The 15,718-nt window shown below is 33.5% G+C and carries 14 protein-coding genes and 1 tRNA gene; 8 read left to right on the top strand and 7 right to left on the bottom strand.

What is annotated here, in order from left to right:
- Positions 1–32: 32 nt before the first annotated feature.
- Positions 33–833, top strand: a complete 801-nt coding sequence (locus AMQ68_RS12610) for a Cof-type HAD-IIB family hydrolase (protein ID WP_054510981.1) — start codon at positions 33–35, stop codon at positions 831–833.
- Between the two features lie 96 nt (positions 834–929).
- On the opposite strand, the gene AMQ68_RS12615 is transcribed toward AMQ68_RS12610, so the two are convergent.
- Together AMQ68_RS12615 and AMQ68_RS12620 are read right to left on the bottom strand one after the other, a co-directional pair.
- Entirely contained in the window at positions 930–1,793 is an 864-nt protein-coding gene (locus AMQ68_RS12615; RefSeq protein ID WP_054510982.1) for an NAD(P)-dependent oxidoreductase, read from the bottom strand.
- Positions 1,794–2,388: 595 nt separating this feature from the next.
- Complete coding sequence (locus AMQ68_RS12620; RefSeq protein ID WP_054510983.1) at positions 2,389–3,507, bottom strand: DUF4236 domain-containing protein; 1,119 nt, start codon at positions 3,505–3,507, stop codon at positions 2,389–2,391.
- Between the two features lie 498 nt (positions 3,508–4,005).
- On the opposite strand from AMQ68_RS12620, the gene AMQ68_RS12625 reads away from it, so the two are divergent.
- From AMQ68_RS12625 to AMQ68_RS12650, 6 genes are all read left to right on the top strand, one after another.
- On the top strand, positions 4,006–5,517 hold the full coding sequence (locus AMQ68_RS12625) for an acyl-CoA dehydrogenase family protein (protein WP_054510984.1): 1,512 nt from the start codon (positions 4,006–4,008) through the stop codon (positions 5,515–5,517).
- A gap of 549 nt (positions 5,518–6,066) precedes the next feature.
- Positions 6,067–6,828 carry a DEAD/DEAH box helicase gene (locus AMQ68_RS12630; protein ID WP_082384060.1) on the top strand — a complete coding sequence of 254 codons (762 nt, stop codon included), beginning with the start codon at positions 6,067–6,069 and terminating at the stop codon, positions 6,826–6,828.
- A gap of 15 nt (positions 6,829–6,843) precedes the next feature.
- On the top strand, positions 6,844–7,272 hold the full coding sequence (locus AMQ68_RS12635; protein ID WP_054510985.1) for a cold-shock protein: 429 nt from the start codon (positions 6,844–6,846) through the stop codon (positions 7,270–7,272).
- Between the two features lie 28 nt (positions 7,273–7,300).
- The gene (locus tag AMQ68_RS12640) at positions 7,301–7,495 is read left to right on the top strand and encodes a cold-shock protein (protein WP_054510986.1); all 195 of its coding nucleotides are present in this window, start codon (positions 7,301–7,303) and stop codon (positions 7,493–7,495) included.
- 166 nt (positions 7,496–7,661) lie between these two features.
- Positions 7,662–7,746, top strand: a tRNA-Ser gene (locus tag AMQ68_RS12645).
- A gap of 271 nt (positions 7,747–8,017) precedes the next feature.
- Entirely contained in the window at positions 8,018–9,283 is a 1,266-nt protein-coding gene (locus AMQ68_RS12650; protein ID WP_054510987.1) for a site-specific integrase, read from the top strand.
- Positions 9,284–9,594: 311 nt separating this feature from the next.
- Here AMQ68_RS12650 and AMQ68_RS12660 read toward each other — a convergent pair whose 3' ends face one another.
- From AMQ68_RS12660 to AMQ68_RS12685, 5 genes are all read right to left on the bottom strand, one after another.
- Positions 9,595–9,867 (bottom strand): helix-turn-helix domain-containing protein, encoded by a 273-nt coding sequence (locus AMQ68_RS12660; protein ID WP_054510989.1) that lies wholly within the window; start codon positions 9,865–9,867, stop codon positions 9,595–9,597.
- A gap of 518 nt (positions 9,868–10,385) precedes the next feature.
- A complete protein-coding gene (locus tag AMQ68_RS25940) occupies positions 10,386–10,733 on the bottom strand; it encodes a carboxypeptidase-like regulatory domain-containing protein (RefSeq protein WP_082384077.1) in 348 nt (115 codons plus the stop codon).
- A gap of 526 nt (positions 10,734–11,259) precedes the next feature.
- Entirely contained in the window at positions 11,260–11,796 is a 537-nt protein-coding gene (locus AMQ68_RS12675; protein WP_054510992.1) for a hypothetical protein, read from the bottom strand.
- Between the two features lie 5 nt (positions 11,797–11,801).
- Positions 11,802–13,130 carry a hypothetical protein gene (locus AMQ68_RS12680; RefSeq protein WP_123905692.1) on the bottom strand — a complete coding sequence of 443 codons (1,329 nt, stop codon included), beginning with the start codon at positions 13,128–13,130 and terminating at the stop codon, positions 11,802–11,804.
- Between the two features lie 236 nt (positions 13,131–13,366).
- Positions 13,367–14,107, bottom strand: coding sequence for a LytTR family DNA-binding domain-containing protein (locus tag AMQ68_RS12685; protein ID WP_054510994.1), 741 nt, complete (start codon positions 14,105–14,107; stop codon positions 13,367–13,369).
- A 721-nt stretch (positions 14,108–14,828) separates the two neighbouring features.
- On the opposite strand from AMQ68_RS12685, the gene AMQ68_RS12690 reads away from it, so the two are divergent.
- Positions 14,829–15,677, top strand: a complete 849-nt coding sequence (locus AMQ68_RS12690) for an RteC domain-containing protein (RefSeq protein WP_054510995.1) — start codon at positions 14,829–14,831, stop codon at positions 15,675–15,677.
- Positions 15,678–15,718: the final 41 nt, after the last annotated feature.

Genomic DNA, 15,718 nt, shown 5'->3' on the forward strand with positions numbered 1-15,718 from the left:
TTTATACCTGAAATCTCCGGATAGATAGCATTATGAAAGATATTAAATTAATTGTAACCGATATGGATGGAACTTTTCTGAACTCTTCGCACGAAGTAAGTCCGGAATTTCCTGAAATTTATGAAGAACTGAAAAAAAGAAATATTTTATTTGTTCCTGCCAGTGGAAGACAGATGTTGGGGATTACCAAATATTTTGGAGACATCGAGAACGAAATGGCTTTTATTGCAGAAAATGGAGGCTATATGATCTACAAAAATCAGGAACTCTTTGCAGATAAGTTAGGACCGGAATATGTTGCTGAAATCATCCAAACGATTCGTCAGATCCCTGGTGCAACAGCTGTATTGTCAGGGAAGAAAAAAGCATATTACGAAACCGATAATCAAGGTTTTATAGATTACATTTCACAGTTTTACACAGGGAATGAAAGGGTAGAAGACCTAACGCAGGCGCTGGACGACAGTATTTTTAAAATTGCCGTTTATCATCCTGAAGGTTCTGAAGAGCATTTATATCCTTTTTTAAAGCAATTTGAAAAATATAATCTTGAAGTCGTAGTATCAGGCCAATATTGGTTGGATATTATGAATAAAAATATCAACAAAGGAAATGCCTTGGAGCAACTTCAGAAAGTATTGAATATTACTCCTGAACAAACGATGGTTTTTGGAGATTATATGAATGATATTGAGATGCTTAAAAAAGCACGTTATTCATATGCGATGAAAAATGCACATCCTTCTGTAAAAGCAGTGGCCAGTTTTGAAGCGTGTTCTAATGATAATTTTGGAGTTTTGAAAACAATAAAAGGATATCTTAACGCAGAGTAAGTAATCACTTTGCTTTGTGAAAATATACAATAAAACAGGATCGTGATATCCTGTTTTATTTATTTGTAACTATGTAATTGGTTGTTTAATAAAGTGTTATTTTAGTTTGTTGAAATTCCTAAACGTTTCTATAACCTCTTTTGGGGTTTCATTTTCAAAAATATTTGATTGATAGACTCTTTCAAATGTTTCAGCGGTTCCTGAAGCGATAACGTTGGGTAGATTTTCACTTTCCAGCATTTCAGTCAGTCCTTTCATCTCATCAATTCGTCTGAAAATATGTTGTGGATAAGTAGGCGTAGTTTTTATAAGATCCTGATAGGTTCCAGGAAGGAAATCCTGAAGACTTTCATTCAGTTCATCAAGAATACCGAAATGGGCAGCAGCGGTCATAGTTTCAAAAAACAACGCATTGATTCCTTTATTTACCATCGAAAAAAGGAGTTTATAAGCTGATGCAGCTTCTGTTTTTTCACCTGCATCTTTTATTTTAAAAACTTTTCCAAAAAGCTCTAAGAAAAGATTTCTATGAATTCCGCTAATCACTAAAACCCCATTTTCAGGAATATCTTTGGAAGCTCCCATGACTGCACCATTCACAAATTGGATATTGATGGATAAAAGCAATGCTTCAATAGATAAAGCCATTGCAGGCGTATTAGAATTTAAATCAACATATAGCGGACGGTTGGAAGTGTTTTTTAAACATGAAACAATATTCTCAGCAAGTTTCAGACTTCCTTCGGGACTTGTAAGAGAAAGGATAACATCAGCTTGTTCAACCGTATTTTGAAGGGAACCTGCATCTTCAATTCCAGCATCCTGAATGTTTTGAAGCGTTTTCTGAGATCTTCCTTCTCCGGCGGTAATTACTTTAAAATTCTTCTTTATAAGCGCTTTTGCTATTTGGGTTCCCATGTCTCCCAGAGAAAGTAGGGCAATTACCGGTTGAGTATGCATTGTTGATGTTTTTATGTGTTTGAAATTATTGAGAACAACAAATTTCCTTAATTTTTTTTAATCTGTAAAACGTTTTGTTTCGATGGTATTGATTACTGAAACCGATGGATGAAATAATTAATTGTAAAGGTTTAGAGTCTGTTTTGATTTTCAATAGTAAGATTACTTAAGGTTTTAGAATATTAAGTTTGAGTATCGCTTTAAGACAGCGTATTTAAGGAAATCTATAGATTTTTATCTGGTTATCAGATGTTTTCCATTAACAAGACTCAATAGATGATGTTTGAAATTATTTTTTTGATTAAAAAAAAATAACGCAAAGTTGATGAATAATTTTGCTTTATTTTAAGTAAGCAAAGTGATGCGAATCCGTCGCTGATGAAGGTTTATGCTTATCCATACGCTTCGACGAATCAACGAAGTTGATTCTATCCTTTGCTCCCTGAAAATATGCATAATGAAGTTAAAGCTTTGCGTTAGAAAAACAGGTCATCAGTACATTATATTTTACATCAAAAAAATCCTTAAAGAATATGATTTAGATAAAGAGTTGAATGGTATACAAAAAATCAAATTTAGAAATTTAAACAGCCTCTTAATAAGCTTTAGATCGAAATTCCGCTTGATATTCTTTAAATGCCCTTCCAAATTCTTCAGTTAATTCGTAGTTACTGAACTGATAGTCTTCATTTACTCCTGTTTGAGTGGTGAGCTGTATTTTACCATAGCGTACAATCGGAATCTGATAATTGGCTTTGAATCTTTTGTCCGGTGTTCCGTTTTTATTGACTTTAGCCCAGGTTTTGGCAATGACCTTAGAATCTCGCGGAACGGTTCCTGTTTCGGTAAAGCGAACGTATGACTGGTGAAAATTTATTTCATCAATACCAATAATCGCGAAATTATTTTCATTGGTATACATGACAATAAAGGTAGGATAGAAGTAGAGATCTGCGCCGTTGGCATTTTTAAAATACATCGCTTGAAAATCTGATTTTAGATAAGGAATGGATTGTAGTGAAAATTTTACTTCGCGTTTGCTTACAAGTGTACTCGCAGAAGAGCGCATGGCAACCCTGTCCTGAAAGTGGGCACTGGTGATATCCCATATTTTATGAGAACTGGTAAGCTTTTTAAAAGACTCATACATGTTCTCAAACTTCCTTTTTATTTCAGAGTCAAATTCAATATCTAAAGAAACACAGCTGTTTTCAATTTGTATTTTTGTTTGATGGATGGCTTCCTGCTGAGCTTTAATATCAATATTTAGAGTGTTAGGAATATCTTTATTGATAAGACCATACAGGAATACATAGCTTAACGTCTTTTTTATCTTGGTAGTGGCCAATGTTCTATGGATTTTCTGCAGATCCTGCTGAAGCTCTTTCTTTTGTTGATGAGCCATAATAATGGATTCTTTGATACCTTGCATATTCTGACTCGTTATTTCATGAATATCTGCACTGAAAATAGTATTCTCCGAAAGGGAAGGACTGTTATTAAAGTTATTATTTACCGGAGATCTGTTAGAATTAGGTAATTTGTACCGATTAGACAAACCTAAACCCGGAATACTGGTGTTGATTGTAGTTCCCGATGCACTGAAATTGATGCTGGCTCCTTTTACTCCAATAGATGTAGATATTCCTCTTTTACTAAAATTTAAATGTACTCCGGGTATTATTTTGATTCTTTTTCTGTAGCTCCAAGCCATAATTATGATATTTTGGTTAATAATTTTTACTGAATTCAAAATTATTAATGCTTGGTTGATTTTTTTTACGGGTTCCCATAATTAAGAGTGTCAATTCATTACCGAAATCCTGATAAACAAAAAGGTTTTTAAGCCTTGTCTTAACTTTTTCTTTTTAATAATATATAGTATAGGTTCATTTTATTAGTCTACCTTTAGCGCCGAAATAAAATTTTAATAAGCAACACCATTTCCTTATCATATTTATTCAAATTTAGGCCTTATTATAATTTATTTTTGATTCCCCTGTTTTAGGGGAATTTTTATACATTCTCTTCCCCAAATTTTTAACGAAAAATTTATTTACTATTTCAGATAAGCTATTTATTTAGTCGTATCTTAGGACCGTATTTAAATAGGTGAAGCTGCTGATTTGATTATTAATTTTTTGTTGCCATTCGCTTCGCTTTATTATATCGTTGTATAGATGGCGTACAACATTAAATTTTAATTCTAATTATGAATGGATCCGCATTTGATTTATCTGAAACATCGTATTCCGAGTTTCTTAACCATTTTACAACTTCACTTCACACCCTTTTCCAAAAAGAAGATATTGATAAGCTAAGCCTTTCCAGAGGTTTGCCTCCTCATGTTTGGAAAGAGATCATGAATTTGAAGCCTTTATCTGTTGCCATCCCTAAAGAATTTGGCGGTAGAGGAGTAAAGGTAAAAGAATGTTTGGGTATTTTATCAGCTGCTTCCTATGAATCTCTTCCGCTGTCCTTAACTTTTGGAATTAATATTGCGCTTTTTCTTGAGCCTGTCGCTAAATATGGAAATGATGTGGTAAAAGCAGATATTTTCAAGAATTTTCTAGACTATGGGTCAATGGGAGGTTTAATGATCACAGAACCGGAATATGGAAGTGATGCATTGAACATGAAAACGCAGAATGTATTAAAAGAAAATGAATACCATATAGAAGGAACAAAACATTGGCAGGGATTAACAGGATTAGCTAACTATTGGTTGATTACTTCAAGAAATGCCAATGCTGAAGGAAAACTGTCCAGAGATGTAGATTTCTTTATAGCCAATACACATCGTCCTGAACAGAATATTGAGGTGTTAGAGTATTATGACAATCCGGGATTATATATGATTCCTTACGGATTAAATAAAATCGATATCAAAGTTCCGGAATACAATAAACTAATCCCTGAAACAACAGGCCTGAAAATGATGCTCGATACGCTTCACCGTAGTCGACTACAATTTCCGGGAATGGGAATGGGATTCCTGAAAAGAATGATGGATGAAGCTACCAAGCACTGTCAGGAAAGAATAGTGGGAGCTTCTAATCTATATGCTTTAGATCAGGTACAATATCAACTAACAAGAATGCAGGCGTTTTTTACACTTTGTTCTGCAATGTGTGCTAAAAGCTGTAAAATAAGTGGAATTGATCATGATGTATCAGGAAGTGGAGTGCATGCAAATAGTATGAAAGCTTTGGTAACAGATATGATGCAGGAATCTTCGCAAACTCTTGTTCAACTTTCGGGTGGTAAAGGGTACAGAACATCGCATATTGGTGGACGTGGTATTATGGATAGCCGTCCTTTCCAGATCTTTGAAGGTTCTAATGAAATGCTTTATACGCAGATTTCAGAAGGAATTCTAAAAGATATGAAAAAGAAAAAGCTTGAAAACTTTGCTGAGTATCTTACCATTAATGAATTGACTAGCAATTCAGCTAAATTATATGCTAAAGAGTTGGATTTCAATATCAATATGGCACTTTCTCAAAGAAAAATGATTGATCTGGGGAAAGTATTAGCGAGAATCGTTACCGTTAATGATTTGTTAGAGTTAAATAATTCAGGATTTAGCCAGAATCTTACAGATAGTGCGATAGAAGTTATGAGACAGGATATTGTTACCCTTCTAAGCTCAATGAATCATCATCAAAATCTAAATAGAGTAGAAGAGAGTAATGATAACAGCGATTGGATGAAGTTTTCGTAAATAAGTCAAAAAACTGAGAGAAAAGTAAAGAGATTTAATATATTTTTGATAATCAATTAATTAAAATAAGGGTTATTCAGTTTATTTGTTGTATATTTGTACCATAATTAATAATTAGGCTTTTGCCTTTGCTTTCTGTTACAGATTAGAACTAACAATTTTCTTCTTTCAGTTTTTGCTCTTTCAGCCGCCGGTTTTTATCAATGAATTCTTTTATGAATGAAATTGAATACTAGCAAGCTGAATTTTCAGACTACCGAAAACAATTAGGAAACATTCCTTCTAAAGCTTTATCCTTCTTAAAAATTATTACCAAACAAATTCGTTGATTGAAAAGTTACGCATTTGTGAATGTGTCCAATGATAAGGACATAGAACGACATTACAAGATTCAATTAATAATTGATGATCGTGAAAAAAATAGATGAATAAAGTAAAAAGAGTAGATTATTCTCTTTCATAGTATTCTCAAGAAAAGATGATAACTTTGAATTTCTGATAAAAAATTTGATATTATATAACGTCGGGAGATCCGGCAAAACCCCATGAATGAATTTTAAAAATTTAAATTTAATAAATCCGATAATTCGTGCTGTTACAGAAAAAGGATATTCGCAGCCTACAGAAATACAAAGTAGTGCTATTCCGAATATTTTGAAGGGGAAAGATATCATGGGCTGTTCACCAACAGGGACGGGTAAAACTGCAGCTTTTGCAATGCCTGTTCTTCAGTTATTAAAAAAAAGAGCTCCGGAACATAAAGAAATCCGAACTTTGATATTAACGTCGACTCGCGAGTTGGTAACGGAAATTGAAGAAAATCTTAAAGTATATAGCAAATATCTTCCATTATCTCAGCTTTCTATTTATGAAGGTGTATCTTTGGGAGGGCAATTAGCAGCTTTAAGAAAAACAGTAGATGTTCTCGTTGCAACTCCAGGAAGATTATTAGAGTTAACGAGTCAAAGACATATTGATCTTTCCAAAATTGAAATTTTGATTTTGGATGATACTGACAAGTTGCTTGAAATGGGTTTTGTAAATGATGTGAAAAAAGTAATTAAACTGATTTCACAAAAAAGACAGACCTTATTGTTTTCAGCAACAATATCAGAAAGTATCCGAACTTTCGCAGCAACAATACTAAATAATCCTGTAGAGATTATAGTATCCGAAAAAGTAGGTGTGAAAGGAAAAACAAGCTCATTTGAAGAAAATGAACGGGTGGATTTAAATATCCAAAAGCAGACAGGTTTTACATTGCCGGTAGTAACTAAGCAAGGTAAACAAACATTTCAGTACAGTAATTAAAATATTAAATAATTTATGGCAGATTCTTTCTCTAAAAAGGAAAATTTCAAGAAAAAAATTCAAAAACAAAAAGAAAAAGCATTAAGACGCGAAGACCGTAAAACTAATAATAATAAAGGTAAAGGTCTTGACGATATGCTAACTTATGTAGATGCATACGGTAGGTTAACTACCACTCCTCCTGAAGACAGATTGGAGATCAATCCTGAAGATATTCAGTTGGGTGCAGCTCCTATTCCTGTAGAAGAGTTAAGAAAATCAGGTATTGTTACTTTTTTCAGTGAAAAAGGTTACGGATTTATTACCGAAGACAATAGTAAAGAGAATGTATTTTTCCACAGTAACAACTGTATACATCAAGTAAAAAAAGGAAATAAAGTTTCATTTGAAAAAGAAAGATCTCCAAAAGGATTTTCTGCAATCAACATAGAACTTGTAAAATAATAAAACAACAATTTTTAATACAAATACAATGCAACAAGGCACAGTAAAATTTTTTAACGAAACAAAAGGTTTCGGATTTATCTCTCCAGCTGACGGAGGACAAGACATTTTTGTACATTCTTCAGGATTAAAGACAAGAACAATTCGTGAGAATGACAAAGTGGTTTTTGATGTACAAAAAGGTGAAAAAGGACTAAATGCAGTAAATGTAACTTTAGCTTAATTTTCAATTAATATATCGATACAATTAAAGCCCCTTTTTGGGGCTTTAATATTTTATACACCCAGCAGCTAAAAATATTTTACAAAAAAAATGCAAAATGTTTTGCTGGAATCAAAAAAGTTTATATCTTTGCACCACTGAAAACAACGATACAATCGGAGTTTAAGGAGAGATGGCAGAGTGGTCGATTGCGATAGTCTTGAAAACTATTGACTGTAACAGGTCCGGGGGTTCGAATCCCTCTCTCTCCGCAACAATACGAAAGAAGAATCTCTTCAAGCGTGGAAAAGCTAATAAAGCCTGCAATTTTTAAAAATTGCAGGCTTTTCTTTTATCCATGAAATAGTCTAAATTTTCAAAAAGACTCATAATTTATATGGCAGAATCGTGGCACTTTTTTTTTTCAATAAAAATGCCACGAGAAATCATTTAACTTACTGTAAATCAACTTGTAGCATACTGCTACGACTTGCTTCAAGAATGTTTTAGTTCTACATTTATTAACCTAAAAAATGTTGAATTATGTTAGAAAAAAGCTATGGGCTAAATTTCTTTTTGAAAAGCCCTAAAAAGAAAAGTACAACTTCCAGATATATCTATCTGAGAGTTACAGTTGATGGAATTCCTAAAGAAACTTCAACAAAGCGAAATTGGGACGCACGAAGATGGGATCAGGATGCTGGCCGAGCCATAGGTACCAAAGAAGATGCTCGTACACTTAACTTCTTCCTTGAAGCATTAATAACGAAGATTAGTCAATTTAAAACGGACTTAATCAATGCAGGAAAAACCATTACGACCGATGAAATTTTGGATTTTGTGAAAGGAAAAACAGTTTCGAAATCCAAAGTGCTTGAGGAGTTTCAGGCGCATAATGATGAAATGCATGAATTGGTAGAGAAGAAAGAATTTGCAAAAGGAACTCACACTCGATATGTGACAGCTCGCTCCCACGTACAGGAGTTTATACTTTATAAATATAAGAAGGATGATCTTGAATTTAGGGAGCTCAACTATGAATTTGTGACCGACTATGAATTTTATTTAAAGACAGTGAGAAACTGTTCACATAATACTACTTTAAAATATATATCTAATTTTAAAAAAATCGTACTGAGAGCAGTTGCTAAGGAAATTATACCTAAAGATCCTTTTGCCCTATTTAAGGGCAAAAAGATTAAGATCAAAAAGTATCCATTAACTAGAGTAGAATTGGACTTGATCGAAAATAAGCACTTTACAAGCGAAAGACTAGCTACGATAAGAGATATATTTATTTTCCAATGTTACACTGGGCTTGCATACATCGATGTTTTTCAATTAAAAAATGAAGATATTAAGCAAGGAGTTGACGGGAAGTTATGGATTATGAGCCGGAGGCAAAAAACAAAATCTAACACGGATATACCACTGCTGCCAAAAGCTATCGAGATTATGGAAAAGTACAAGAATCATCCTGTCTGTATAGAACGAGGATCGGTTCTGCCGGTGAGATCGAACCAGAAAATGAATGCATACCTTAGCGAAGTGGCAGAGTTAAGTAAAGTTTACAGTACTCTTAACACTCATAAGGCCAGGCGTACATTTGCTAGTACTATTACGCTTAATAACGGCGTCAGCCTGCATGTGGTTAAGGAAATGTTGGGGCATCATTCGATCAAGCAGACGGAGGAATATGCAATTACGGAGCAGGAATCAATTAACAAGGAAATGACACAATTGAGAGAGCGCCTATTTGAAGGACATGAGCAGAGAAATAATCATTCTCAACAATCGATAAATCAATAAACCGAAAAAAGCACTTCGGAATATATGGATTTTAAATATTTAGGAACTCTACAGTGCTGCGGTATCCTGGGTGATATGATGGGCTATATTTTATATAGCCCAAATCCTGAAGTTGTTTAAAATATCGATGATAGGTTGTGAGGGTGTATATGTGTGATAATTCAATTAATTTACTTCGGCTTACATGTACTATTTTGTTTTCCTTTTGAAGATATGCAAGTTGAACGAGGGATAACAATAGTGATAGATGCCAGACATTCAGCCTAGCATCCTTGCTTGCCTTCTTTAAAAAGGTTAACCAATGATCAGCACTACTTGTTTCCATCTCCAAATAGTTTTAATAAATCTGTTCTACTGTAATAGTATGAACCCATAACCTTTCTGAAACGTATCTTCCCTGTAATTCGGATGTTTTGAAGTGTCGCAGGCGAGATATTCATTATTTCTCTGATTGATTTACTTCTAAGCCACTCTTGCTGTTCTATATTTGGCTTATGTTTTATTTTTTTGTCTATAAGTTTTTCGATGTCATTTAAAAGTAGCATTCTTAGCTGGCGAAGATCATCGTGTGTAATGTTTTCCATTTTATTGTTATTTACGGTTCGTAAATGTAATAGGCGATGAATGTTCGCGATTTAATTTGGCAGTTTGTGGCTTTAATTAGCTGTGAATGGCTGCAAATGAGGAAAGACTTAGAGGTTTAGAATCAAGAAGAGGGAGATATCAAGGTGTATTATCAAACGGCAGATAAACAAGAACACGAGACTATTTAAAAGAATATTTTATATTAAATTTCCTTCAATATATATAATGGTGTAAACAGGAGAGAGGAATTTAGTAATTCCAGAACTTTAATATCTTTGTGATATGACAATATCAGAACTTGAGATTTGGTTTGAAGAGGCACGTCGACCAGAGATGCCAATAATGCTGAACAATGCTACAAGGGTTAATGACTACGAGAAATTTCTAGATAACCATTTCTCTCCGCTTAAAGCTAATCCTGATACGAAAATTAATCTGCCATTGCTTATTAGATTGAAGCAGATGAAGCTTCTAATTGAATCTAATATGTAATGCAAAATGCACTAGCACAAATGAATTAATTGGTTGTATGCTGTTTAGCATCTTTTAAGACAAAATCTAGAATGATAGAATCACCCTGGACAAGGTCGATAGCCTTAGTGGAATTAAGTTGATACCCAATGTATGTTGCACGAAGAATATGTTTACCAGGTGATAACTCAATATGATATTTACCATTCTTATCTGTGCTTGTTAAAAATGTGGTGTCAGTAGATTTTATTGCTGAGCCTGGTAATGTTCTATTATTTTTATCTGTATCGTAAACCGTTCCGATGACTACTACTTTATCACTTTTAGTTTTTAATATAGTTTGAGTATAACTGCCATTTTGTTGTACTAGACAGCCTAATAAAGAAATTGTAATCGTTGAAAAAAATAAGTGTTATTATTTGCTTTTGCATAGGATTTATTTTAACACAATAATAGACTTCCTTATCAAAGCTACCATTTTGAGGCTTTCCATGCCTTAAAAATTGTTTATCGGCAAATGATTCGTCATTAGTACTTGGTTTAATAACGAATCATAAGCGGAGATTTTATATATAAGGTGAAGTAAACGACTTAATGCGGTATAACATCGAAAGCTCTATATTGCTTAGCTGAATCCTATAGTGGTCTGATCCATATTCATAAACAAAGAACGGTCCACAACAATGTCTGCGGAAGCGTCTCCCAAAATATTGAAGTGTAGTCCCCGTCGAGGAAACCTTCTTTAGACACATTTTTTGGTAGCCTCCATGCTTTTGATAACATTAATAGATCTTCATGTTTTAAATAAAGCATCAAATAAATAGCATATTCATCTTTAACCTTGTCATCATAAAAAGCGTAAATGAAATCTATCGTGAATTTACTATTTGTTAACAAGGTCTTATTAAAAAATGAGATAACTATTTAATCCCATATAACCTCGAAAGTTCTATATTACTTAGCTGAACCCTATAGTGGTCTGATCCATATTCATAAACAAAAGAACGGCCCACAACAATTTCTGCAGAAGCATTTCCCCAAAATAGTGAAGTGTAGTCCCTTCCGAGGAAATCTTCTTTGGACACATTTTTTGGGAATCCCCATTCTTTTGATAACATTAGTAGATCTTCATGTTTTAAATAAAGCATCAAATAAATAGCAAATTCATCTTTAATCTTGTCATCATAAAATGCGTAAATGAAATCAATAGGTTTGCCAAAAAAAGTAAACTGTTCCTCAGAATTCTTTTTGACCATGTTGAAAAGTAAATGATCCATAGGATGATTTATCCTTTCTATAATAGTCAATGGTGCAACTTTTTTAAAATGAGATTCAATAAAGCCAATAGCTTCTTTATTATTAATAAATAATTTAGATAGTTCCATTTTTTTTGGTGCGCTTTGAGCGATTGCTACGAAGCTAAAATAATTTAAAAATATAAATAAATAATATCTCATTTTTATTAATCGCAGTCTAAAGGATTGGTAATATAGCTTCTTTTTTCATCATTAAAAATAATGTTTGGACTATTTGTTCCATTAAAACCAGCTGTTCCCTGATTTGCAGCTACTGTTGCATTTAAAGTATTGATAAAAAATGTCCGCACTGAGGCCTCCATTGGAAAAGCGTCATGTGCAAATTTTTTATAAGTTAATTCTCTTGCTAACTGTACAGCTAGAGCTGCCCTATTTGCTGCTAGACCAGGAGTTAAATCGTGTGTTGTGTTGTCAAAAACATTAGTATAGTAGGTAGGGAATCCAATAACAACATGGCTCATAGGTACATCTAATTCAGTACTTGAGGATCCATCAAGATTCGTCCAAACCCATTTAAGTTTAATATTATTTACACCAGCCTCCTGCCAATTAGCTGTAGTAGTTTTTACAAAGGTGAAGGTTTCACAGTCAGTGTGCTTGTTAGCCTCTGTATCAGCTGGTGGAGTTGTGCCGCCACTACCGCCACCTCCAATACCTGTGTAACCTCCATCAAATACGCCACCACCACCAGGTCCGGCACTTCCTGGTACACAATTAATTACATCTAGCGAATAAGAATATATCCATGTACATGTGGTTCCAAGTTCAGGCATGCCTTGAATACTTGCACAACTTTCATAATAAACATCATATGTCTGTATGTCGCAGTCGTCATTAGTATTATAAAGCATGAGCTTGTCTTCAGAACCTGTACCAAGTGAACGTCTTGACTCTTTCAATTGTAATAATTGATTTTGGCTAAGGGCAGATTTTGTTAAGCTTTTGACGATCTTGCCAGAGCTTATAGTATATCCATTTTCAAACTTGCCTGAAAAATTGTAATATGAAAGCATCCCCGTAAAAGATCCAAAATCTTTGTAGTGCACTTCACTTATCTTTTGCGGATTGTCACTTTTTAGCATCATGTAGGCTCCAGTAACTGTTTTGCTTCCTGATAAATTAAAAAGTATTAATTTGATATTTGTTTTGGCTAAAATTTTGTCTTTTTCAGCATCTGTCTGTGCTCCATTGGCAATAACGACTTTAGTTGGGTTGCTGAAGCTGATCTCCGTAACATTGTAACCATCCACCGAGGATGTTTGAGCAGTTCCCCAGTCGGGTATATATGCAGTAAATATATTACTGTTTGCATTTTGACCTTTAGATTGCTGATCATACCAGCTTTTGAGCTGGGAGATGGTTAATTCAGATGGTTCTAGTTTTTCGTTTTTTTTACAAGAGATTGTAAAAATTAACATTCCAAAGAGGAGTATACTTACCGCTCGCGTTAGTTTTAGTTGATTGAGGTTCATCATGTAGATGTTGAAAGTGAAAATTTATAAAAGTTAATTAATCAGGTATTTACTGATTGAACAGCATCTAAATTCCTAAGTATTTTTTAATAATTCAAATAGGTACAAGCCATATTACACGAATTGGTTACTTTCTCGGACGTATTGTCCTTCTGCAAGGACTAAACTATAAAATGTCAATAGATACGATAAGATGGACATTGAAATTAGGGGTGATTTATTAGAAGCTTAGTGCGAAGCTATATTGCAATTGTTCTTTTTGTAATGAAAGTTCTGTCTTTTAAAAATTTTCGAAATGCTTGAGTGTGACTTGCAGCTATAGGAATGATAAGATTATTTGCCATTTTTACGGTATCAATTTCAACGCTCTGAATGTGATTGGTATTGATAATAAATGACTTGTGTATTTTCATAAAATCAGGAAATTCCTGCAAGGATTCCTGCATTTCTTTTAGGGAATGATAGCCGATTGTTGCCTGAGAAGAAGTATAAACAGTTACATAATTTTTTGCAGCCTCTACAGCAATTATTGTGTCCACATTAATTTGATTAAAAGTGTTTTTGTTGGGCCCCTTTAAATAAAATAGTTTTGAAGCATCTCTGGACTTCTGCTCCTGGTAAAATTCACGTATCATGTGGTTAATGACGGTGAAAAAACGAAGTTCATTAAATGGTTTGAGTAAAAACTGATCAGCATGGACCTGAAAAGCTTTGATTGCATATTTTGAGTGCGCTGTTACAATAATTACATGTTTTGCCTGTTGTCTAACGATCGGAATTAAATCCAGACCGGAAATGCTACCAATTTCAATATCTAAAAACAGGAAATCAATGCTTTGGTTTTTATCCATTGATTCTAGAGCCAATATTGGATTTTGAAACGCAGCTACCAGTTGCAGGTTAAAAGACATTTCGATTAATTGAGTCAGGTATTCTATTGATTTTACATCATCATCAATGATTACACACTTGTATTTCATAATTATTATTCTAAGTACAGATGCGAGTGCATTTAAAACATACGCAGGTAAATTCTAAAATATTGTCAATCAGGGATGATCAGGATGTTGGGACAAACATATTAATAATTCTATTAATTATCATATATATTAATACACAAATTTATTTATGGCGAAGACAGGTACCATGCATTTATTTATTACAGCTGTGGACATCCTATACTTCATTAAAATAAACGTTGATTTAAGCTTATGACTTTGTTTCCTTGTTTATTGATGTGATATGCATTCTCAAGAATGGTAAAGTTTGCTTTTACTTAAATGATAAATATTTTTGATTCCATTAGATTAAAATAAGAAAGAAACTATTGAGATAAATTTGGTTTTTGTAGCATTATGGATGAAAATGTCTATAATACAGTAGAAGGTATACATTTTTACAATTTTTGTTTGTGCATATTTTCGACTTTTATACTCTAAAATGTTTTCAAATAAAGCGTACGGCCGCTGTAATCTTATTTGATCTTGTAACTAACACTATGTGCTACACAAATTAGATTTACAAGGTGAGTATATATTGATAAAAAAAGTAAACATAAAACGGTAGCGAGATAATTGTGAAAAATAACTTGTGATTATTTTTTATATCTCTGTAACGAGAGTTAATTGTGAAAAATTATTAAGTTGCTGATTAAAAAGGCATCCTTGTAGGATGTAATCATTAACTAAATCCCAAATAACCATGAAAGCTTTTTACAAAACCATTCAGGAAAGAATCAAAGATGCTGAACAGCAGGTCAGTTTGGATTCTGAAAATGCCATTGAAGAATCAAGAAGAATGGCCATTTTATTAAAGGAACTGCTAAATGAGTTACGAACGCGCGTTTTAACAGTCGGATTTCAGGACGAAAATGAGGAAATAGATTTTTTTAGGAAAATCAAGCCTGAGGTTCAGGGGAAACTGCTGTACTATAATAAGGTGTTCCGTATTGAAACTGGGCGGCCTGTTAATTTTGGCACCATGTATCAAACTTATTTTTTGACCCAATTGCATCGATTGGAGGAAAATTTCAAGGAACATATTTCCAATTCTGAATTTTATAGATATTATCGATCCGATAGTAGGGAGCGGGATAATTCTTATTTTACTCGTGGGAAAATGGATTTTAACACTGGCCTGCAGAGTCACTTTTTTGAATCAGATCCACTTTTTTCAACATACTATGATTATAAAGTATCTCGTATTATTGAAACCGATTTGCTTTATCAGTACCTTCTGATGCGTACTAGTAACGATCTTGAAAATACGCGGGTTTTACTATCTGATTTTGGGAACGAATCGGTTAACTGGACGGATTCCAAGAATGCACTGATTGAACTTATTTATGCACTATATGCTACGGAATGTATTGGGAATGGTAACATAGGTATTAGAAAGGTTGCCTTGGCATTTCAAAGTCTTTTTAACATTCAGCTTGGCGATGTTCATCATGCCTTCCATCGGATGAAATACAGGTCAGGAAGCCGCAGTATCTTTTTGGAACGTATGAAATCTTCTTTAGAGCAATATATGGACAAGGAATTTATGTAATTTTTTTGATTACAAATCACCTAGACTCAATAGTAAAGGCA

This window comes from Chryseobacterium sp. ERMR1:04 (assembly GCF_001297705.1).
In the GTDB taxonomy this organism is placed as follows: Bacteria; Bacteroidota; Bacteroidia; order Flavobacteriales; family Weeksellaceae; genus Chryseobacterium.